This is a genomic window from Ulvibacterium sp., assembly GCF_965228935.1.
GTDB lineage: Bacteria > Bacteroidota > Bacteroidia > Flavobacteriales > Flavobacteriaceae > Ulvibacterium.
This window is the reverse complement of record NZ_OZ245846.1, coordinates 5,523,882-5,544,832: the sequence shown is the minus strand read 5'-3', so window position 1 is coordinate 5,544,832 and position 20,951 is coordinate 5,523,882. Positions and strand designations below refer to the sequence as shown.

Genomic DNA, 20,951 nt, shown 5'->3' with positions numbered 1-20,951 from the left:
GATTAGGTGGCAATACGGAAATCCTACTATCTTGCATAATGAAATGATACGGTACCTTAAATTGTTCCCAAAACAATTTTTATCGTTATGAATTGGGCTTAAACAATAAAATGAGGTTGCTATTATGTATTCGAAAAACAGATTATGGAATAGGGCAGATGTGGATGCCAATACTTGGAATCAAAATTGGAGCGTAAAAAAATGAGTGGCAAAAGGAGTATTCTAATTACGGGAGGAGCTGGCTTTATAGGTTCACATACGGTTAGAAGGTTTGTGAACAGATATCCGGAATACCAAGTCTACAATTTGGACGCGCTGACCTATGCGGGTAATTTGGAAAACCTAAAGGATGTGGAGGACAAGGAGAACTACACTTTCCTACATGGTGATATTACCGATACCCATTTTATTGAAACGATTTTTAAGGAGTATCGATTTGATGGGGTTATTCATTTGGCGGCAGAGTCCCATGTGGATAAATCGATCAATAATCCCCTGGCCTTCGCCAAAACCAATATTTTGGGCACCATAGTGCTCCTAAATGCATTTTGCTCGCTCTGGAAAGACAATTGGGAAGGCAAACGTTTTTATCATATCAGTACGGATGAGGTATATGGGTCATTACCGGAAAATGGCTTTTTCAAAGAGACCAGTCCCTACAGCCCCAATTCGCCGTATTCGGCTTCCAAAGCAGGTTCCGATCATTTTGTACGGGCCTATGGGGAGACCTATGGTCTGCCCTATAGCATTACCAATTGCTCCAATAATTATGGTCAAAACCAATTTCCGGAAAAACTGATACCCCTGTTCATTAACAATGTTATTCATGAAAGACCCTTGCCCGTTTACGGGGATGGCAACTACACTCGGGATTGGCTCTATGTAGTTGATCATGCCATAGCCATTGATCTGGTCTTTCATAAGGGCAAAATCAAGGAAACCTACAATATCGGAGGGTTCAATGAGTGGAAAAACATTGACTTGGTGCGGTTGTTGTGCCGACAGATGGATGAAAAATTGGGACGTGAGGCAGGATATAACGAGAGATTGATTACCTATGTCAAGGATCGGCCCGGTCATGATTTGCGCTATGCCATAGACGCTTCCAAAATAAACCGGGAGTTGGGATGGTACCCCAGTGTTACTTTTGAAGAAGGGCTTTCCAGGACCATAGACTGGTATCTGGACAATGGGGAGTGGTTGGAACATGTGACCTCCGGGGCCTATCAGGAATATTACAAAGCACAATATCAGAAATCATGAAGGGAATAGTTTTGGCCGGGGGGTCTGGCACTCGATTATATCCTTTGACCAAAGGGACTTCCAAACAGCTATTGCCCATTCATGACAAACCCATGATTTACTACCCCTTATCGGCTCTAATGCTGGCCGGCATACGGGAAATTTTGATTATTTCCACTCCAGTGGATTTGCCCCGTTTCAAACATCTTCTGGGTGATGGTTCGGCTATTGGGCTACAGTTTTCCTATGCGGAACAGCCTTCACCGGATGGTCTGGCACAGGCCTTTATTATTGGGGAGGAATTTATTGGCAATGATGATGTCTGCTTGATCTTGGGAGACAACATTTTTTATGGCCATGGGTTTACGGAATTATTGTCAAAGGCCGTAAAGGGTGTTCGTGAAAAAGGGGATGCCACAGTTTTTGGTTATTATGTACAAGATCCCAATCGGTATGGGGTAGTGGAATTTAATTCGGATGGGAAGGTGTTGAGCATCGAGGAAAAACCAAAGATTCCAAAGAGCCATTACGCCGTGGTAGGCCTCTATTTTTATCCAAATACCGTAGTGGATATTGCCAAACAGGTCACCCCCAGCGAGCGGGGCGAATTGGAGATTACCTCGGTAAACCAGGCCTATCTTTCGCGGCAGCAACTTCAGGTGGAATTGATGGGCAGGGGTTTTGCGTGGTTGGATACGGGTACCCATGAATCCCTTCTGGAAGCCTCTAACTACATCAAGACCCTGGAACACCGGCAGGGCCTCAAGGTGGCCTGCCTGGAGGAGATTGCCTATGATATGGGTTACATTACCAAGGAACAGCTATTAAAATTGGCTAGCTCCCTACAAAAGAACAATTACGGGCAATATTTGATCCAACGTGCAAAAGGAACTGCGGATGGATTTTAAGCGGCTGTCCATACCCGATGTGGTTTTATGTAAACCCCAGGTTTTGGGGGATGAACGGGGCTATTTTTTGGAAACCTTTCGCCAAGATGCCTTGGATGCCTTTTTGGGGGTTTCCCTGGATTTTTGCCAGGACAATGAATCCCAGTCGGCCTACGGGGTGCTCCGGGGTTTGCACTGCCAATTGCCTCCCCATGCCCAGACCAAGTTGGTACGTGTGGTCCAAGGCCGGGTATTGGACGTGGTCCTGGATATCCGTCAAGGCTCCCCCACCTTTGGAAAACATGTGGCGGTGGAACTAGATTCGGAATCCAAGCAGCAACTTTTGGTGCCCAAAGGTTTTGCCCATGGCTTTGCGGTATTGAGCAAAACGGCCATTTTTGCCTATAAGGTGGATGCCTACTACGACAAGGATAGCGAACGGGGCATTGCCTTTGACGACCCGGAGTTGGGGATAGATTGGGGCCTGCCCTGGGACCAGATTCAAACCTCTGTCAAGGATTCCAGTTTCCCATGCTTTAAGGATGCGGAATATTTTGAATTCCAAAAATAAGTAGCATGGGGAAACTGTGGATTACGGGGGGCAATGGACAATTGGGGATGGAACTTAGGGAACTGTCCAAGACCCATGGTGAACATGACTTCGTCTTTACGGACCAGGACCAATTGGATATCACGGACCATGCGGCGGTCACCCGTTTTGTGGCGGAACACCAGCCGGACGTGATTCTCAATACCGCCGCCTATACGGCAGTGGACCGGGCCGAGACCGATGCCGAAACGGCGTATGCCGTAAATCACTTGGCTGTTGCGCATTTGGCAAAACTGGCTAAGGAAAGCAACATGAAATTGATTCATATCTCCACGGACTATGTATTTGAAGGTACGGCCCAGACCCCTTATACCGAATCGGATACCCCAAATCCCCAAACGGTCTATGGCAAGAGCAAATGGGAAGGGGAAAAGGCCCTATTGGAAGTGAATCCCTCGAATTCTGTTATTATTAGGACTTCTTGGTTATACTCTTCTTACGGGTCCAATTTTGTCAAGACCATGTTACGGTTGGGGCAGGAAAAAAGCGAGATTAAAGTTATCGCTGATCAGAAAGGTACACCCACCTACGCGAATGATCTGGCAAAAGCCATTCTGGAAATTCTTCCGAATATAAAAAATAAGGATACAGAGATTTATCACTATTCCAATGAAGGTATTTCCAGTTGGTACGATTTTGCAAAAGCCATTTTTGCCTTAAAAAAAATAGCCGTAAAAGTAAATCCCATCAAAACCGCTGAATTTCCCACTCGGGCAAAAAGGCCTCATTACAGTATTTTGAACAAAAGGAAGATTAAAGAAACTTATGGAATAAAAATTTCGTCCTGGGAAGATTCCCTGGCACGATGTTTACAAAAACCAGAACCCAAAATTATTGAACTCTCAAAAATACTGGATGTCAGAGGAAACTTAATTTGGTTTGAAAACAGTAATCAGATTCCATTTGATATTAAAAGAACCTATTTTATAAATGATGTCCCTAAGGGTGGGATTAGAGGGGAACATGCTTTTAGAAGATCAACTGAGTTTATTGTTACTCTTTCCGGAAGTTTTGATGTTGTGCTGAATGACGGTAGAAAAGAAATGAAATATAGTTTAAACAGCTCTGATTATGGGCTACTTGTCCCAAACTTAATTTGGAGGAGAATGGAGAATTTCTCAGCTAAGGCATTTGCTTTAATTGTTTCATCCATTTCGTATAATGAAGCGGATTATATCAGAGACTTTGAAAGTTTTAAAAGGATAAGGAATGGGACTAAAAGATAATACGGTCGATATGTGTTTTACCATCGAAGTTTCAAAAGTTACTAGCATTGTTGGTGACAATACCATGGTTGAAGATGACCTTAACATTCCGTTTGAAGTAAAAAGAATTTATCATTTGTACGGTGTCCCAACTGGTGAGAAACGCGGTGGGCATGCCCATTATGAACTCGAACAATATATTCTGGCGGTTAGTGGAAGTTTTGACGTAATCATCGATGACGGAGTAAATAATAGAATAATAACCCTAAACAGGTCCAATTTGGCACTTCATATTGTACCGGGAATATGGCGTGAATTGGAAAATTTTTCTTCCGATGCAATTTGTTTGGTTATCGCTTCACATAAATATGATGAAGGCGATTACATACGAGACTATAAATCATATTTAGAGTTAACCAAGCAATGAAAAAGGGATTTGACGAAGAAGATTTGGGGGGCGTTAAGACAGGTAAAGGGCTTCGGAAATATGTTGTTCTTTTATTAACAACTGACAAAAATGTGTTAGAAGATCTTAAATGATTGAATTAAAAAAATACACGAAAGAAGATCATGAAATTTGGGATAATTTTATTGAAAGTTCTAAAAATGGAATTTTTCTATTTTACAGGGATTATATGGATTATCATGCGGATAGATTCGTAGATCATTCTGTTATTGTTGCTGAAAAGAATAAAGTAATTGCTTTGTTTCCTGCCAATGAAAAGGAAGATAAAATTATTTCACATAGCGGTTTAACCTTTGGATCCCTGATCATGAGCTATGGGATTAAAACGGCTAAAGTCCTCGAGGTATTTCAGTTAATTATGGAATACTATACGAAATTGGGTTTTAGTAAAATCATCCTTAAAATACCTGCCCATATATTTCATCGCTATCCGTCAGAAGAAGATCTGTATGCTTTAAATAGATTAAATGCATCGCTTATAAGAAGGGATATTTCTTCCGTTATTCGGATAAATAATAGAATTCGATTTTTACGATCTAAAAGACGCGCTGTACAAAAATGTTTCCGGGATAAAATTGACTTTTTAGAGAATAATGATTTTACTGAATATTGGGATTTGTTAACAGAAGTCGTTTCAAAATTTAATGTAAAACCAGTGCATTCACTGCAGGAAATAGTCTATTTAAATAAGCTTTTTCCCGAAAAAATCAGATTATTTGAAGCCAGAAAAGAAGGTAGACTGTTGGCTGGGGCCGTAATTTATGATTATGACAATGTTATTCATGTACAATATCAGGCAAATTCCCAGGAAGGAAGAAAAATGGGAGCTTTAGAATTTTTGCACCATAATTTAATCAACAAGATTTTTATGGAAAGGGAGTATTATAGTTTTGGGATTTCCTCGGAAAATGAAGGTAAAAAGTTGAACAGGGGCCTCATTCAACAAAAGGAACGAATGGGCGCCAGAGGAATTGCCCTAGACTTTTACTCGCTTCCTTTAGAAACATCCAATTAAAATACTGTTGAATGGGAGTGTTTTACATCGGATAGAAGTATAATTAATATGGATCTCATAAATTTTTTGGATCTACAAAAAATAAATGCCCAGTACCGGGAGGAGCTGAAAGCCGCTGCTAGTAGGGTTATAGATTCCGGTTGGTACGTTTTGGGTAAAGAACTTGAAGCTTTTGAAAAAAAATATGCAACTTTTTGCGGAACAAATTATGCTCTGGGCGTTGCTAACGGATTGGATGCACTACGTTTAATATTTAAAGCGTATATCGAATTGGGGGTACTTCAGAAAGGCGATGAGGTTATAGTCCCTGCAAACACCTTTATCGCCTCTATTCTGGCTATTTCAGACAATGAACTAATCCCCGTATTTGTAGAACCGAATGCAAAGACTTTTAATTTGGATTCCTCAAAGTTTGAGGCAGCCATTACCAAAAGAACAAAGGCAGTGCTAACGGTGCATTTGTATGGTCAGATTTCCATAGATCAACAAATGTTGGAGCTATGTAAAAAGTACAACTTGAAGTTGATCGAGGACGCTGCACAATCGCATGGGGCCCTATGGAACGGTAGAGTATCAGGTGGCATTGGGGATGCGGCCGCACATAGTTTTTACCCTGCTAAAAACCTGGGTGCCCTGGGTGATGCGGGAGCAGTTACCACAAATGATGAACAATTGGCAAAAACTATTTCTGCATTGCGTAATTATGGTTCCCAAAAGAAGTATGAATACCTATACCGGGGTCTTAATTCTCGCTTAGATGAAATACAAGCAGCCTTTTTAAATGTAAAATTGAACCACATACAAGAAGATATTGCAGGCAGAAGAAAAGTAGCTGGGTACTATTTGAAACACATTACGAACCCATCAATACTATTGCCCGAAGCAGTACAGCGGGAAAGACATGTGTGGCATTTGTTTGTTATACGTACGAAGAATAGGGATGCATTGCAAGAATACCTCCATGAGCACGGCATACAGACGCTTATTCATTACCCCATACCTCCTTATAAACAAATAGCTTATAGGAGGTTTAACCAGTTGAGCTTTCCTATAACCGAACAAATACATAAGGAGGTATTGAGTTTGCCAGTAAGTGCATGTATGGCTGATAATAAAATAAAACAGGTGGTTGATTCACTAAATAGTTATAATGGCTAAGGACGGTGCCATTAAAGAAAGTGACAGTTATAGGCAAATTTTAAGGGCTACCTCCGTTTTTGGAGGTGTACAGGTATTCAAGATTATTATTGCCATCATAAGATCCAAGGTAATTGCCATTTTATTGGGCCCGGGCGGTATGGGGATCGCAGGTCTGTTAACCTCCACGCTTGAATTGGTCGGTTCATTGACCAACTTTGGTCTAGGGGTCAGTTCGGTAAAAGATATTGCTGCCGCGCACGAAGGCAAGAATGAACTTCGAATGGCCAGGGTTGTTGTGGTTGTTCGCCGTTTGGTATGGTTTACAGGGATTTTAGGGGCCTTAATCACTTTTGTATTTGCCTCGTGGCTAAGTGAATTGGCTTTTGGTAATACGGAGTATTCCACTGCTTTTCTGTGGCTTTCCATGGCCCTGCTTTTCAATCAGCTAACAAGCGGGCAATATGTTTTGCTGCAGGGTATGCGGAAATTGAAGTTTCTGGCCCGTGCCAGCATGCAAGGTTCAGCCTTAGGGTTATTGGTATCAATTCCTTTGTATTACTACTTGGGTATTGAAGGAATTGTTCCTGCCATTATTTTAACCAGCCTTCTCACCCTGGGTGTTACCAGGTACTTTTCCAAGCAGGTAAAAACTCAAAAAGTAAACGTTTCTTTTAAAGAGACCAGGGTTTTGGGGAAAGGGATGATGCTAATGGGCTTTATGCTGAGTTTAAGCGGTTTACTGGTGGTTGGCTCATTATATTTAATTCGGATTTTTATTAGTAATACCGGAGGTATTGAAGATGTAGGTTTATTTAACGCGGGGTTCGCCATTATGAACACCTATGTAGGGCTTGTTTTTACCGCAATGGCTACCGATTATTATCCCAGGCTATCCGGAGTTGCCTACGACAATAAAAAGGCAACTGTAATGATCAACCAGCAGGCCGAAATTGCCATCTTGATCCTGGCTCCGATACTGGTTGTATTTCTACTATTTATTAATTGGATCGTTATATTGCTTTATTCCACAAAATTTGCATCCATCGACGCCATGTTGCATTGGATGGCTTTGGGAATGTTTTTTAAGGCTGGCAGCTGGTCAATTGCTTTTATTTTATTGGCCAAGGGGGCCTCTAAATTATTCTTTTGGAACGAGCTGATCGCTACTATTTATGGCTTAGGGCTCAATGTTTTGGGGTATTATTTAATGGGATTGGAAGGCTTGGGAATTTCCTTTTTAATATCGTATCTGCTATATTTTATTCAGGTTTTAATATTGGCCAATTATAAATACAAATTTAGTTTCCATACCCACTTTTATAGAATATTTGGAGTGCAATTTTCATTGGCAATCATCTGTTTTTTCATTATTAAATTTATTCCAACCCCATGGGGGTATCTAATTGGGTTGCCATTTATTATAATTTCAGGTTGGGTTTCAATTGTAGAATTGGACAGAAGGATCGATTTAAAAGATTTTCTAAAAAAGCGGATTAACAAATAATGAATCCTAATAGTAATAGAACATCTGAGGTTGATGAATTCTGGAGGCAATCATCTGATCCATTGGTTTCGGTCATCGTAATTACCTACAATTCATCCAAATATGTGCTGGAAACCCTGGAAAGTGCCAAGGCACAAACCTATAATAATATAGAATTGATCATTACTGATGATGGCTCAATGGATACTACGGTAAAGATTTGCGAAGAATGGCTAAGCGAAAATAAGGAGAGATTTATGGCTGCAAAATGTATTACTGTAGAAAATAATACAGGGATTGCACCGAATATCAATCGCGGTTTAAAAGAGGCAAAAGGGGAATGGATAAAGTTTATTGCCGGCGATGATATCTTGATGGATACCTGTATCGAAAGGAACATAAATTTTGTTAAAAATAGTCCCCACTCTTTCTTTTTTAGCAAAATGAAGTTTACCAAAAAAAGGGAAAACCTTGCAAACCATTTCAACAAGGGATTTCAATTATTAAAGACTAAAAAGAATCATTTAAGGATAATATTAAGGAAATGCTTTGTGCCGGCACCCTCTGCCTTTATTAGGCGGGAAGCATTGGTTCATTTGGGTGGGTTTGATGAACGTTTTCCTATGATGGAAGACTATCCATTGTGGGTAAAGGCTGCTCAAAATAACTACTTTTTTATTTGTAATGATGAACCAACGGTTATTTATAGAATACATGATGAAGGAATTGTGCTACGTGAAAATTGGGGCACTAAAAAAGATTTATATTCCGGCCTGCCTTTTAGACAATCGAGCTATTTTTTTATGCGAAAAGTGTTGCTCAATGAACAACTAAAGAACTATCTGTTTTTAAGAGCTTGGGATACCATGATACAAATTATACAATTCAAAGTTTTGGTCAGTATCCCTGAAAATAAGAGACATAGTGTCTCTCAACCAGTATATAGAATATTCCAATTATTAAGACCTTCATATTATTACAAACTTATGAATAGAATCAATAAAAAACTTTTTGAATTGGTACTTACTGCATTATAGAAAATGATACAAAAGATTAAGTCCAAATTAGACATACATACCTTAGAGGTGATGGTAAAATCATCCAAAACCATGCTGGTAAAGGTGGCAGGCATGATCGTTGGATTACTAATTAGCATTTTCCTGGGGCGTACCTTAGGTCCCGAAGGTTTAGGGATTGTGAATTTTGCCAATCAGTTGGGGACGATTATGTTAATCCTTACCATACTTGGGTTTCAAAATGTCATCATAAAATTTATTGCGATAGCTAAGGCGGAAAAGGAGGATTCTGGCATATCCTCTACTTTAAGAACAAGTCTCATTTTTAATGGGTTACTTTCCATAGGTATTGCTAGTATTGCGGCTTTACTTTTACCTATAATTCTAAAGTTGTGGTCCGGAAATCAAGAATTGTACATCCCATTACTGATTGTATTTGTAATGCTTATTCCCCAAACGTTTTCCAGGGTTTTTGGAGCCGCATTAAATGGTTATGGTAAAATATGGCAGGCCAATTTGGTAAACGAAACCTTGAGTATCCTATTGGTTGGACTTGGGCTTTTACTCTATTGGGCATTTGATATCAGCTATACGCCTGTGAGTGTTTTATTGTTATATGCGGTAAGTCGTGTGCTCTTGGTAATTGTAATGATGGTGTTATGGAAAGGCACTTTTAAAAGTAAAAGTAAAGGGAAGTTTAATCTGAAGCCCATGCTTAAAATGGCCTTACCCTTGTTAGTGGTAACAGGAACAGGAGTGATTGCCAGAAATGCTGACGTTATTATGTTGGGTACCTTAGGTACTCTTGAAGATGCGGGTATTTATAGCGTAGCAGCACGTTTGGCATTCTTAACCTCCTTGTTTTTACAGGTTACTAATGCAGCTATTGCGCCTAAATTGGCAAGTTTGTTTAATGATACCAAAATTAGTGAAATGCAAATTATGGTAAATCGTGTTACCAAAGGATTATCCATTATAGCTCTTATATTTTTGTTTGGATTTTTAATTGTAGGACATTGGTTATTAGGCTTATGGGGTTCCGAATTTACGGAAGCCTATTGGATATTGGTGGTATTGGCTATTGGACAGTTTTTTAATATGGCCACGGGATGTTCAGGAATGTTATTGGTTATGTGTGGTTTTGAAAAAGTACATGGCTATATTTCCATAATAGCAGTTCTTTTAAATATTGTATTGAATGTTATTTTGATTACACATTATGGTGCTTTAGGTGCGGCAATAGCTACTGCAATTACTGTAACAATATCTAATCTGTTTAAGTTATTTGTAGTTAAGAAAAAAATAAATATTTCTCCAATTAAATTTTGAATTATTGTGAAAAGTAGATTTAGTGTTATAATTAATCGGATACAGATTATCAATAGTATAATAGCCTATCAGGCATTGGAATTAATTGGATATAACTTAATGAAAAAAGATTAAAGTGAGTTCTGCACCAGTTTTTATTGTCGGAATGCCAAGATCAGGAACTACATTACTTTCTAATTTATTGAATGCCACCGAACAAATATATTTCCCAGGCGAAACCCATTTTTTTCTTTTAGAGGACAAAATGGGTTTTAAGAATGAAAAAGATTTTCAATTATTTTATACGGATTACAATAAAAACCCTTATCTGGGAGCACTCGGATTATCAGATCAATTTATAAATGAACTTAGAGATAACGTTTTTGGCAATGGTGATTTTTTAGAAAAAATATGCCTTTCTAAAGCAAATGATCAAGGCGTTAAAAGATGGGGTGAAAAAACACCATCCCATTTTATGTATGTAAATCAAATTTATCGATATTTCCCAAATGCAATCCTTTTAAACATATATCGGGACCCCAGAGATGTCATAAATTCGATTATTAACGCGAATTGGGGTAGAATAAAGATGTTAAAATGGTTAAAAGGGTATAAAAAAAATGTCCAATTTATTAAATCAATTTCATCAAACAAATGCCTCCATATAAGGTATGAGGATCTAACAAACACAACAATGGCAGAATTATCTAAAATTTCTAATTTCATACATGTGTCCATTGATTCAGATATTTTGAATACATTTTATTTGCCTAAAAACCTAAATTTTGCTTTAGAGTCTGAACCATGGAAAAAAAACAACCTCAGTCCCATATCTAACATTAATGCATTCAAATGGAAAAAATCAAAAACAAACAAAGTAATCATGCGCAATAAATTCATTTCCTGGTATTTAAAAGATGAAATCAAGTTTTTGAATTATGATAAATATTGCTTTCCTAATCCTATTTATTCATTTATAATTTGGAATAAGTATTTCTTTATTTATTGGCTGGAAAATACCGTGAAATACATTGTTAATTATGTAAGACAACAGTAATAATTGTGTTATTTAATGCTCTTTTTTGAAATTGGGCATCTAATTTAAATTGATGATAAACAAAAAAAAGTGGGTATTTTTTGTTCTGATAATACTTACTATATTGATTTTAGATGTCTTTAATTTGACGCCATTAGCGCGATTAGTATCATACACGTTGGTAGGTTTAAGTACTATTGGTCATTATTTTTTCATTACAGATTTAAAGATATTTCCAAAAAGGCTAAGGTTCTGGTATTTAGTTGCCATTTTGTTAATGCTTACTTCCATTTTTACCTGTTATATTCATTATGGACAATCTTTAGTTTCTGGTTTTGTTGCCAATGTAAAATTTTATCATACAGGGAGTGTAATATTGTTCGTTTATTTCTTTCGAAAATATAAGCTGTCTCCTCCCAAATACATTTCCATCATTATTAAATTAGGCTGGATATTACTTATCTTATTAGCTCTCATGGTAATAACTAATTTTGAGTTCATTAATGAATCGGAATTAACAGGAAAAATCGTTAGTATACATGCAGGTAAGGTAGATAAAACACTAATTAATCTTATTGCGATTTTTTGGTTTTCAAAATTTCTTTACAAAAGTAACTATGAGTATTTATTGTATTCTTTGCTATTTTTTGCAGGGAATCATTTTTATGAGATTCAAAGATTTAACCTATTAACGATTTTACTTATTATAGGAGTAGGGTTTATAAAAAATAAAAATTCAAAATCAAAAATAAAAGTAATAATGCCGGCGATATTTGCAATAGTATTAACGGCAATCTTTCTTTTTAATACTACCGAAGGAGATTCTCTTATAAATAGGTTTTATGAAGCTGCTAAGATAGTGACTGAGGAGGATGCCAGTAATATAAATGATCCATCAACAGCCATACGGATTTTTGAGATGGACTTTGCTTTGGAACGCTTTAAAGAACATCCTTTTTTTGGAAATGGATTTTTTAGAGCCAGTGAAAAAGACAATGTAATAGGTGCTGGAATTTATTTTTATCCATTAGATATAGGTCTTTACGGTGTATTGTACAGCTTCGGTATTTTAGGAATGATTATTTTTTTATTACAGTTAAAATTAATTTGGAAGTATTTAAAAATTAAAAGACTGAATCAATATGGTTTTTTTGTTCTTCTTGGGCTATTATTTTTTGTTGCTTATTCTGTTTTAACTGGTTATATGATAAATAATTATAAATCATTTTATTTTCTTGTCTGCTTATTCGAACTTTTCAATTCATACAATTTTGTAGGTAGGGACAGACGTTATGACCGGCACCTAGTCTTGGGAGGAGGTCAATAATCAAGAACTGTGGAATTTAGCGTGTCCTAAATAGGGGAAGGTTACAAAAGAGTTTATCTTTAATAAATCTTTGATTAAAACGTTTGTTATAATTATATGACTCGAAATTTAATTATTGGAGGAGTTCATAAGGCAGGAACAACCTCATTATTTTCTTATTTAATGGACCATCCTGAAATCTGTGGGTCTACTAAAAAAGAAATTCATCACTACACCCCTTTAAGATATAACAATACTACAAGAGGTTTAGATCATTATTATAGTTATTTCTCTCATTGTCCTGTTAGTGCGAAGTACATGCTAGATGCTTCGCCCAGCTATTTATATGGTAATGAAAAGATAGCTGAAAGAATATTTAGTGAATTAAAAAACCCTAAAATTTTGTTTGTAATACGCGATCCGGTAAAACGATTTTTGTCATATTATAAACATTGTGAAGGTAAATTTCTAATTCCCAGGAATACAACTTTCAAAGAATTTTATTTTAAGAATTTAGAAAATTATAAGCTTCAGGATAAAGATGATCCTTTTTACAGAGGTTTGCGGGAAGGTATTTATATAGACTATTTGCGGTATTGGATTGATAATCACAAAGGTAAAATTATGGTGCTTTTTTTCGATGATATAATAGCTCACCCCAGAGAAGTTTTGACTTCAATATGTGAATGGATAGATGTAGATTCTGATTTTTATCAGGATTACAATTTTGAGGTTGAAAATAAAACAAATAGACATGGGAATAAATATTTACATAAAATAGGAAGTTTTGTTAATATGAAGTTTGAATATTTTTTTAGAAATAATAGAATGATTAAAACATTCTTAAAAAAATGGTATTCTAAGTTTAACACTATTCAAGATATAGATATTGATAATGGTACAAAAGATGACCTAAAATTATTTTACTATACAAAAAATAATGAATTAAAGGATTTTTTGATCAACAACGGATATTCAGATTTGCCGAAATGGCTTGCTTAAAAAATTATCTAATAACTAATCATAAGATTTTGAAAAAACCGAACTTGTTTATCGTTGGTGCTCCAAAGTGTGGTACTACGTTTTTATATGAAAAATTAAAAGTTCATCCTGATTTGTTTTTTCCAAAAATTAAAGAGTTAAATTATTTTTCGTACGAGCAACTTAATAAGGTTTCCTATTATAAAGATTTTAAAATTAAATCTTTGGATAAGTATCTTAATTATTATAAAAGTGCAAAAAGGCAGAAATATTTGGTTGATGCCAGTGTATCCTATTTTACTTTTGATGATGTCCCGTCTAAAGTCAAACAATTCAATCCAGAGGCCAAGATAATTCTGCTAGTAAGGGATCCTTATAAAAGGGCTTATTCTCACTACCTCATGGATAAGAGAATGGGCTATGCAAATAGACCTTTGCAAGAATATTTAGAAGATCCATATTCATTTCATTATAGGCAGTATGTTGCCAATAGTGCATACTTTGAACAATTAAAGAAGTATCGACAATATTTTAAACTAAAAGACATTTTAATCATTGAATTGGAGCGTTTCGAAGTCAAGTTTAATACTATTTTTCAGTTTTTAGATGTAGAATCAATAAAAGTAGATTTTAATCATCGAGTTAATGAAAATAAAGTTTCAATAAATAGTTTAGGTAAGTTAGCGCAAAAGAATAGGGGGTTAATAGAACGGATAAAAATATTGATGCCTGAAAGTTTGGTTTCAACTATAAAGTCTTTAGTTTATAGAGAGGCTGAAAAAATTAATATCCCAAGAAATGAATTAGAATTGCTGAAAAAACTAATTGAACCAGATTATAAGCAATTTCAAGAGGTAATCAAAAATGAAAATTAGTCTAATTGACCCTGTAGGTGGGCATGGGGGTATGGATTATTATGATTATGGTTTGGCCCAAGGTTTAGGAGGCAATGATGTACTTGTAGATTATTTTACGTGTAACAATACCATTCATAGAGATTTTAAGAATGTATCTCTATTTAGGACATTTGGAAATATATGGTGTGCAAAAGGTTTGAGAAGAGGCTATTTTTTTTTTAGAGGGTATATAAAAGCCTTTCAAAATTCCAGAAAGAACGGCAGTCATGTTTTTCATTTACATTTTTTCAATTTGGGGCTATTGAACTTATCTGTTTTGATGATTGCCTTTTTTTTTAAACAGAGGAAAGTGGTTACCCTTCATGACGTCAATTCTTTCCATGTTAGCTCTAATAGACTTATTGAGAGATTATCAATGTTCTTTATTGATGGTATCATAGTTCATAATCTTGCTTCAAGAACCGCATTAGTAAAAAAGAAGTTGTCATTACCCAAGTTGGAAGTCATCCCACACGGCAATTATTTGCATTTTGTATCCATGCTTCCTATTCCAAAGAATAAAGAGAAAATGAATTTGCTGTTTTTTGGTCAAATTAAAGAAGTGAAAGGGCTAGATATATTACTGAAGGCTCTGGTAATAGTAGTAAAAAAGAATGCAAATTTTAAACTAACGATTGCAGGGAGGCCTTGGAAAACTGATGGAGACCACTACGAAAAAATGGTTATGGATTTAGGATTGGACAATTATGTTGAAAGGCATTTTAGATTTATTCAAGACAACGAAGTGGCCGACTTATACAAGAAAGCGGATGTAGTTATTTTACCCTACAAACGTATTTATCAAAGTGGTGTGTTATTGCTCACTTGGTCATATGGAAGAACTGTTATTGCATCAAATCTTGATCCATTCACTGAATTGATAACAAATTTTGAAAATGGATTTTTATTTGAATCTGAAAATCCTGATAATCTTGCAAGTAGTATATTAAAATTGAACCATAAGGATATTTTGAGAACCACCTTGAATTCAAGAAAATTAATTAAGAATAAATTTGATTGGACTAAAATCGGGCAGCAAACTTTAAATTTTTATCGCACATTATGAAAATAGGTATTGTTGGTACCAGAGGAATTCCCGCAAAATATGGAGGTTTTGAAACCTTTGCCCAGGAGTTAGCTCCACGATTGGTTCAAAAAGGGATGAACGTTATTGTTTATTGTGATAAAGATAGTCATGATTCTGCGGAATATATGGGTGTTAAATTAGATTATTTGAATTCGACCAAAAGCAAAAATCCATTAAAGTTTTATTATGAAGGTTTAAAATGTAGTCATAATGAATGTGATATCACAATTGTGACAGGATTAGGTGCGGCGATATTTTATCCAATAATGAAGAAAGGCAAATCAGTAATAATCACCAATACTGATGGTATTGAATATAAAAGAAAAAAATGGGGTTTTTTTAAAAAAATGTTTTTGAGACTATCTGAATATCTTGATGTGAAATTTTCTGACATTTTGATAGCAGATTCAATAGGAATTAGAAATCATCTGATTGAGAAATATAATATAGCGCCCAAAAAGATATGGTTAATTGAGTATGGCGCATATTTGAATGAGTACAGAGATTACACATTTTTGAAAGAAAACAATATTACACATGATAATTATTATTTGATTGTCAGTAGATTGGTTCCCGAAAACAATATTCATATTATGATTGATGGTTATATGAAATCCAAGTTTGAAAAGCCATTAATCATTGTTGGTAATTTGGATCAAACTGATTATGTAAATAATCTGCTGAAATCTAAAAATGAAAATATTAGGTTTTTTGGAGGTGTTTATGACCAGCGAAAATTGAAGGCTTTAAGGACCTCATGTTTCGCACATCTCCATGGTCATTCTGTAGGAGGAACCAATCCTTCTTTATTGGAGGCCATGGGTTCCGGAAATATGATAATCGCACATGATAATGTTTTTAATAAAGAAGTTATTGGCTCACTAGGGTTCTATTTTAAAGATAGTAATGATATTGTTAATTGTTTTAAGGAGATTGAGCAATTAAGTTTGTTCAATCGTAACAAAAGATCCAATGAATTGATAAATAGAATTTCAACCTATTATAATTGGGATTTAATAGCTGATAGGTATTTCGTTAACCTTCGATGCTTAAAGAGATGAAGATTCTTCTGACCGATGTTCTTTTTAGAAAGACATTTGATGTAATAAACATAATAAAAAGACATTATCCTACGAGCTGTCTGATATATACCATTCCAGAAAATTCGTTAATAAACAGGCTAAAATTAAGATTGATTTATGAGGCTTGTGATATTGAGATATTGGGGGAGGGCCATAGTTTTAATCTTGATTTAGAACATATTTCCAAAAAATATAATAATGATACTATCATTTTTATTCCAATTGAGGAAAGTACCACCCTAAAGTTCTTAAAATTTATGGATTTAACAAAGGCAACAAATTTCAGGTTTTTGCTTCCTGAAAAAGATGCATTTTTACTTTCAAGAAATAAAAAGGCTTTGAACCTGTTTTGTGAAAAACATGAAATCCCATGTCCAAAATATATTCCTGAAGATATCTATAACAAGAGAGAATTTAAGTATCCAATTATCGTGAAACCCAAACATGGTTCGGGGGCAAAGGGTATTTTTTACATAGAGAATGAAAGGGAGCTGCATAGTTGTTCGATAAATTTTGAAAAACATTTTGTGCAAGAACGATTGCCTAATCCTAAGGATGTGGAAGCTGGGTTTTTTCTATGCTTTGAGGGTGAAATCATTTCATATTATGGTCATAAGCGAATAAGAACATATCCGGCAACCGGAGGCGTTACGGTGTTTTCCAAATACAATAAACTAGATGCAATAGAAATACTTGCGAAATCTATTATTAAAAAATTAAACTGGTCCGGATTGATAATGATCGAGTTTCTTTTCGATGTAAGAGATAAAAAATATAAGGTTATAGAAGTAAATCCCAGATTATGGGGTTCCATATTGTTATCTGAGTTTTGTGGGGCTGATTTTTTGAAAAAATATATAGAATTATCTGTAAGAGGAGTTGTCAAACCTTCTGTAATAGAAGAAGATAGGTATATTAGGTGGATATTTCCTTATGATGTTTTATTTTGGATAAAGCATATGTCAAATCCAATTAAATTTTTTAAAATAAACCGAAATACTTGTTATATAAATTTCACTTATGCAAGCGTGATTCGATCTTTTTTATTTATAATACTTACCTATTTTAATTTTAACAAGATTATAAATATATCCAGAAATGGATAGAAAGATAATTGTTTATGATTTTGATAAAACTTTAACCTACAAGGATACTCTGTTTGGATTTTTCTTACATTCTTCTTCAAAAAATTTCTTATTTCCGTTTAAAGTACTTTTTTATTATGCCTTAATGATTGGTGCCTGGTTAAAACTGATTACAAATACTAATTTGAAAGAATATGGCATCAGATTGTTTTTAAAAGAGAAAAGAGTCTCTTATTTACGCAAAGTATCGACTTCTTATGTCGAAAGAATTAGGTTCAATAAGCTCTTTAGTGAATTAAATTTTAATGATGACAATATCTTTTATATTGCTAGTGCCTCATTTGAGGTTTATCTAAAAATTATTTTTCCAGAACATGTCAATATTCTTGCCTCACAAATTAAATATGTCAATAATCGGGTTAAAGGACTCAAATTTAATTGCTATGGGGAAAATAAAATTAATGCACTTGCAAAGTACGGTGTTAAGAAAATTGATGTGCTTTTTACTGATAGTTATAATGACTATCCACTAGCAAGCATATCGAAGAAAATTATCATAGTTAAAGAAGACCAACTAATAGAATTCAACAATATTGAATCGTTTAAAACATATTTTGGAAGATAAATGTAATCAATGAAAATATTGACATTCGACATTGAGGAATGGTTTCATATTTTGGACAACGATTCTACTAGGACCGAAAAGGAGTGGTCTAACTATGAGTCGCGAATTCACCAGAATATGGAAACCATATATAAGATCCTAGACAATAAAAATATTATGGCATCTTTCTTTATTGTAGGATGGGTTGCTGAAAAATACCCTGAAGTTGTTAGGGAAATTAGTAATAGAGGTTATGAATTTGGCAGTCATACCCATATGCATCAATTGGTATATGAGCAAAGTAAGGAGGAGTTTTACCAGGATGTAAATCGTTCCATAAAAACCTTAGAGGATATTTCAGGTAAGAAAGTTAAAATGTTTAGAGCACCTGGCTTTTCAATTACTGAGCAAAATAAATGGGCGTTTGAAGTACTCCATGAATTAGATATTGAAATAGATTCATCCGTTTTTCCAGCGGTTAGAGCACATGGCGGGATGCCTTCTTATGGCGTTGAAGAACCCTCCATTTTAGAATACAATGGAGTGCAATTAAAAGAATTTCCGATTAATACTCACTCCTTTATGAGCAAGAACATGATTTATTCCGGAGGAGGGTATTTCCGCTTAATTCCATATTTCATGTTGCAAAAATGGACAGCAAATGATAACTATGTAATGTCCTATATACATCCTAGGGATTTAGATCCGGACCAACCTGTGATTAAAGACTTATCCATTTCAAGAAAATTTAAATCGTATGTTGGATTAAAATCAGCCAGATTTAAATTAGAAAAATGGTTGACAGATTTTGATTTTATAGATATTGGAACAGCAAATCAAATAATTGAATGGAATACGGTGAAGAAAGTGAAAATATGAGCTCCTATTATTGCTTATAGTGCAAATGCAAAATCAAAACTATGCGGAATAAAACCAAATAGATTGGGGATGAAGAAGATTTGATTTTGGTTGCCGAAAAAATGTGGCAATAGCTCAATTATGATTTCATGAGATCTTATTTCTGAGCAATAAGTCCCTTTATTTTAATGGAATTCAACCACTTCCGGTTGTTTGATGAAAAAAATCTTGATTAAGGGGAACTTTTTAGATTGTTTTTTCGTAGCTAGGTTTTGGAGATAGGAATGTAATTTCTTGTCTGATAAACTTATTGACTTCATTTATGAAATCAGTTTTTCGTCAAATGGGAATAGTATGTTATATTATTTTGAGTTTAACGACACTTCAATGTGAAGCCGATATTGACGTGATTGAAAAGAATATTATCGATAATATAAAAGGTGCTGATCCTATCGAAAATGATATTCCACTAAATTGGCCATGGCGTGGCATTAACATTGTAGTAGGCCCAGATGTGGAATTGAATGTAAGTGAGCAAACAATAAGAGATTTAAGGGCTTCCGGGGTAAATTCAATACGATTGACAATTGAGGCTAGAAAGTATAGCATTGAAAATGACTTGCCTATTGAAATTGGTGTAAATAAACTTTTCAATTATTTTGAGCAAATAATAAAATGGTGTGATAATGAGGGAATAATTATTATCATAGGGTCGACAGATTTTCCACTAGATCCCTTAAAAAATTTCGATAGGAGATCTCTCGAGTTCTGGGAATCAGAAGTTGAACTTGAGGCTGCTCTTAGCTATATTAATCAACTGGTCCTAAAGTTCGATAAATATGAAAACGTTATTGCGTATGATTTTTTTTCGGAACCGGTAGTTGTTTTTGGGGATGGCACGAGTAGATTACCTGAAGAATGGAACAGCTTTTTTCATAGAATTTTAAAAACAATTAGAAATCACTCGAACAAATATGTTATTTATACTCCTGGTGTATGGGGTTTACCCAAAGGCTATCGTGATTTCAATGAACCAATTAATGACGCTAAAGTTATCTATGGTTTTCACTTTTATAACCCTCATGCCTACACCCATCAGGGATTACCAAAACGATCAAAATTTTATAGTTATCCAAGACAGATAGACAATATTTATTGGGATAAAAATAGAATAAGTCATGAAATGAATGTTGTAACTAAATGGGCACAGCAAAATAATAAATTAGTGTATGTTGGAGAATTTAGTGTAGTTCGGTGGGCGGAAGGGAAAGAACATTATCTGGAAGATGTTTTAAAGGTCTTTGAGGAAAACCAAATGGGGTATTCATATTGGAATTTGAATGGATGGGATGGTTGGAAAATGGATTATGAAGAAGAGACTCCTGGCAGCAGGAAACTTGTCAAAGCTCCTTATAAAACTAAATCTAGAGTAATATTGGAAAATTTCTGGAAGCTAAACAGTCAGTGATAAAAAACACCCATTAATTTTATTCTTAATGAATAAAAGTTTCAAGTGATTTCAAAAAAGTGAATAGTAAGCGGATTATCATATTTTAAGTTTGTTGATGCATCTGTTGTGTATGGGTAAAACCTAAGAAAAATGCGGATCAAATGTCATTCTTAAAAAGAAAATATTTGTTTAAA

The 20,951-nt window shown here is 35.1% G+C and carries 20 protein-coding genes; all 20 read left to right on the top strand.

Annotation, left to right across the window (positions count from 1 at the left end; all coding sequences use genetic code 11):
• Positions 1 to 201 precede the first annotated feature (201 nt).
• The 20 genes from rfbB (at position 202) to ACO06Y_RS23380 (ending at position 20,775) form a co-directional block, all read left to right on the top strand.
• Positions 202 to 1,263, top strand: coding sequence for a dTDP-glucose 4,6-dehydratase (gene rfbB, locus ACO06Y_RS23475; RefSeq protein WP_422081515.1), 1,062 nt, complete (start codon positions 202 to 204; stop codon positions 1,261 to 1,263).
• Positions 1,260 to 2,150 (top strand): glucose-1-phosphate thymidylyltransferase RfbA, encoded by an 891-nt coding sequence (gene rfbA / locus ACO06Y_RS23470; protein WP_422081514.1) that lies wholly within the window; start codon positions 1,260 to 1,262, stop codon positions 2,148 to 2,150. The genes rfbB and rfbA overlap by 4 nt, the downstream gene beginning before the upstream one ends.
• On the top strand, positions 2,140 to 2,700 hold the full coding sequence (gene rfbC / locus ACO06Y_RS23465) for a dTDP-4-dehydrorhamnose 3,5-epimerase (RefSeq protein WP_422081513.1): 561 nt from the start codon (positions 2,140 to 2,142) through the stop codon (positions 2,698 to 2,700). Before rfbA ends, rfbC begins: the two co-directional genes overlap by 11 nt.
• Before the next feature lie 5 nt (positions 2,701 to 2,705).
• A complete protein-coding gene (gene rfbD / locus ACO06Y_RS23460) occupies positions 2,706 to 3,965 on the top strand; it encodes a dTDP-4-dehydrorhamnose reductase (protein ID WP_422081512.1) in 1,260 nt (419 codons plus the stop codon).
• The gene (locus ACO06Y_RS23455) at positions 3,949 to 4,371 is read left to right on the top strand and encodes a sugar 3,4-ketoisomerase (RefSeq protein WP_422081511.1); all 423 of its coding nucleotides are present in this window, start codon (positions 3,949 to 3,951) and stop codon (positions 4,369 to 4,371) included. The genes rfbD and ACO06Y_RS23455 overlap by 17 nt, the downstream gene beginning before the upstream one ends.
• Before the next feature lie 109 nt (positions 4,372 to 4,480).
• Positions 4,481 to 5,425 (top strand): GNAT family N-acetyltransferase, encoded by a 945-nt coding sequence (locus ACO06Y_RS23450; RefSeq protein ID WP_422081510.1) that lies wholly within the window; start codon positions 4,481 to 4,483, stop codon positions 5,423 to 5,425.
• A 48-nt stretch (positions 5,426 to 5,473) separates the two neighbouring features.
• Positions 5,474 to 6,583, top strand: coding sequence for a DegT/DnrJ/EryC1/StrS family aminotransferase (locus tag ACO06Y_RS23445; RefSeq protein ID WP_422081509.1), 1,110 nt, complete (start codon positions 5,474 to 5,476; stop codon positions 6,581 to 6,583).
• A complete protein-coding gene (locus tag ACO06Y_RS23440; RefSeq protein WP_422081508.1) occupies positions 6,576 to 8,069 on the top strand; it encodes an O-antigen translocase in 1,494 nt (497 codons plus the stop codon). Before ACO06Y_RS23445 ends, ACO06Y_RS23440 begins: the two co-directional genes overlap by 8 nt.
• The gene (locus ACO06Y_RS23435) at positions 8,069 to 9,085 is read left to right on the top strand and encodes a glycosyltransferase family 2 protein (protein ID WP_422081507.1); all 1,017 of its coding nucleotides are present in this window, start codon (positions 8,069 to 8,071) and stop codon (positions 9,083 to 9,085) included. Before ACO06Y_RS23440 ends, ACO06Y_RS23435 begins: the two co-directional genes overlap by 1 nt.
• 3 nt (positions 9,086 to 9,088) lie before the next feature.
• Positions 9,089 to 10,393 (top strand): flippase, encoded by a 1,305-nt coding sequence (locus ACO06Y_RS23430; RefSeq protein WP_422081506.1) that lies wholly within the window; start codon positions 9,089 to 9,091, stop codon positions 10,391 to 10,393.
• 115 nt (positions 10,394 to 10,508) lie between these two features.
• Entirely contained in the window at positions 10,509 to 11,429 is a 921-nt protein-coding gene (locus ACO06Y_RS23425) for a sulfotransferase family protein (protein ID WP_422081504.1), read from the top strand.
• A 52-nt stretch (positions 11,430 to 11,481) separates the two neighbouring features.
• The gene (locus ACO06Y_RS23420; protein ID WP_422081503.1) at positions 11,482 to 12,735 is read left to right on the top strand and encodes an O-antigen ligase family protein; all 1,254 of its coding nucleotides are present in this window, start codon (positions 11,482 to 11,484) and stop codon (positions 12,733 to 12,735) included.
• A gap of 96 nt (positions 12,736 to 12,831) precedes the next feature.
• A complete protein-coding gene (locus ACO06Y_RS23415) occupies positions 12,832 to 13,716 on the top strand; it encodes a sulfotransferase family protein (RefSeq protein WP_422081502.1) in 885 nt (294 codons plus the stop codon).
• 29 nt (positions 13,717 to 13,745) lie between these two features.
• Entirely contained in the window at positions 13,746 to 14,570 is an 825-nt protein-coding gene (locus ACO06Y_RS23410) for a sulfotransferase family protein (protein WP_422081501.1), read from the top strand.
• The gene (locus ACO06Y_RS23405) at positions 14,560 to 15,657 is read left to right on the top strand and encodes a glycosyltransferase family 4 protein (RefSeq protein WP_422081500.1); all 1,098 of its coding nucleotides are present in this window, start codon (positions 14,560 to 14,562) and stop codon (positions 15,655 to 15,657) included. The genes ACO06Y_RS23410 and ACO06Y_RS23405 overlap by 11 nt, the downstream gene beginning before the upstream one ends.
• Positions 15,654 to 16,739, top strand: a complete 1,086-nt coding sequence (locus ACO06Y_RS23400; protein WP_422081498.1) for a DUF1972 domain-containing protein — start codon at positions 15,654 to 15,656, stop codon at positions 16,737 to 16,739. Before ACO06Y_RS23405 ends, ACO06Y_RS23400 begins: the two co-directional genes overlap by 4 nt.
• A complete protein-coding gene (locus ACO06Y_RS23395; RefSeq protein WP_422081497.1) occupies positions 16,736 to 17,866 on the top strand; it encodes an ATP-grasp domain-containing protein in 1,131 nt (376 codons plus the stop codon). The genes ACO06Y_RS23400 and ACO06Y_RS23395 overlap by 4 nt, the downstream gene beginning before the upstream one ends.
• The gene (locus ACO06Y_RS23390) at positions 17,859 to 18,470 is read left to right on the top strand and encodes an HAD family hydrolase (RefSeq protein WP_422081495.1); all 612 of its coding nucleotides are present in this window, start codon (positions 17,859 to 17,861) and stop codon (positions 18,468 to 18,470) included. The genes ACO06Y_RS23395 and ACO06Y_RS23390 overlap by 8 nt, the downstream gene beginning before the upstream one ends.
• Positions 18,471 to 18,587: 117 nt before the next feature.
• On the top strand, positions 18,588 to 19,328 hold the full coding sequence (locus ACO06Y_RS23385; protein ID WP_422081494.1) for a polysaccharide deacetylase family protein: 741 nt from the start codon (positions 18,588 to 18,590) through the stop codon (positions 19,326 to 19,328).
• Between the two features lie 301 nt (positions 19,329 to 19,629).
• A complete protein-coding gene (locus ACO06Y_RS23380; RefSeq protein WP_422081493.1) occupies positions 19,630 to 20,775 on the top strand; it encodes a glycoside hydrolase family 5 protein in 1,146 nt (381 codons plus the stop codon).
• The last annotated feature ends 176 nt before the right edge of the window (positions 20,776 to 20,951 follow it).

Coding starts and splice junctions, on each gene's coding strand:
- ACO06Y_RS23430 (WP_422081506.1), top strand. CDS start 9,089: ATGATACAAAAGATTAAGTCCAAATTAGACATACATACCTTAGAGGTG.
- ACO06Y_RS23385 (WP_422081494.1), top strand. CDS start 18,588: ATGGAAACCATATATAAGATCCTAGACAATAAAAATATTATGGCATCT.
- ACO06Y_RS23390 (WP_422081495.1), top strand. CDS start 17,859: ATGGATAGAAAGATAATTGTTTATGATTTTGATAAAACTTTAACCTAC.
- ACO06Y_RS23420 (WP_422081503.1), top strand. CDS start 11,482: ATGATAAACAAAAAAAAGTGGGTATTTTTTGTTCTGATAATACTTACT.
- rfbA (WP_422081514.1), top strand. CDS start 1,260: ATGAAGGGAATAGTTTTGGCCGGGGGGTCTGGCACTCGATTATATCCT.
- ACO06Y_RS23400 (WP_422081498.1), top strand. CDS start 15,654: ATGAAAATAGGTATTGTTGGTACCAGAGGAATTCCCGCAAAATATGGA.
- ACO06Y_RS23445 (WP_422081509.1), top strand. CDS start 5,474: ATGGATCTCATAAATTTTTTGGATCTACAAAAAATAAATGCCCAGTAC.
- ACO06Y_RS23380 (WP_422081493.1), top strand. CDS start 19,630: ATGAAATCAGTTTTTCGTCAAATGGGAATAGTATGTTATATTATTTTG.
- ACO06Y_RS23415 (WP_422081502.1), top strand. CDS start 12,832: ATGACTCGAAATTTAATTATTGGAGGAGTTCATAAGGCAGGAACAACC.
- rfbD (WP_422081512.1), top strand. CDS start 2,706: ATGGGGAAACTGTGGATTACGGGGGGCAATGGACAATTGGGGATGGAA.
- ACO06Y_RS23440 (WP_422081508.1), top strand. CDS start 6,576: ATGGCTAAGGACGGTGCCATTAAAGAAAGTGACAGTTATAGGCAAATT.
- ACO06Y_RS23435 (WP_422081507.1), top strand. CDS start 8,069: ATGAATCCTAATAGTAATAGAACATCTGAGGTTGATGAATTCTGGAGG.
- ACO06Y_RS23455 (WP_422081511.1), top strand. CDS start 3,949: ATGGGACTAAAAGATAATACGGTCGATATGTGTTTTACCATCGAAGTT.
- rfbC (WP_422081513.1), top strand. CDS start 2,140: ATGGATTTTAAGCGGCTGTCCATACCCGATGTGGTTTTATGTAAACCC.
- rfbB (WP_422081515.1), top strand. CDS start 202: ATGAGTGGCAAAAGGAGTATTCTAATTACGGGAGGAGCTGGCTTTATA.
- ACO06Y_RS23405 (WP_422081500.1), top strand. CDS start 14,560: ATGAAAATTAGTCTAATTGACCCTGTAGGTGGGCATGGGGGTATGGAT.
- ACO06Y_RS23450 (WP_422081510.1), top strand. CDS start 4,481: ATGATTGAATTAAAAAAATACACGAAAGAAGATCATGAAATTTGGGAT.
- ACO06Y_RS23395 (WP_422081497.1), top strand. CDS start 16,736: ATGAAGATTCTTCTGACCGATGTTCTTTTTAGAAAGACATTTGATGTA.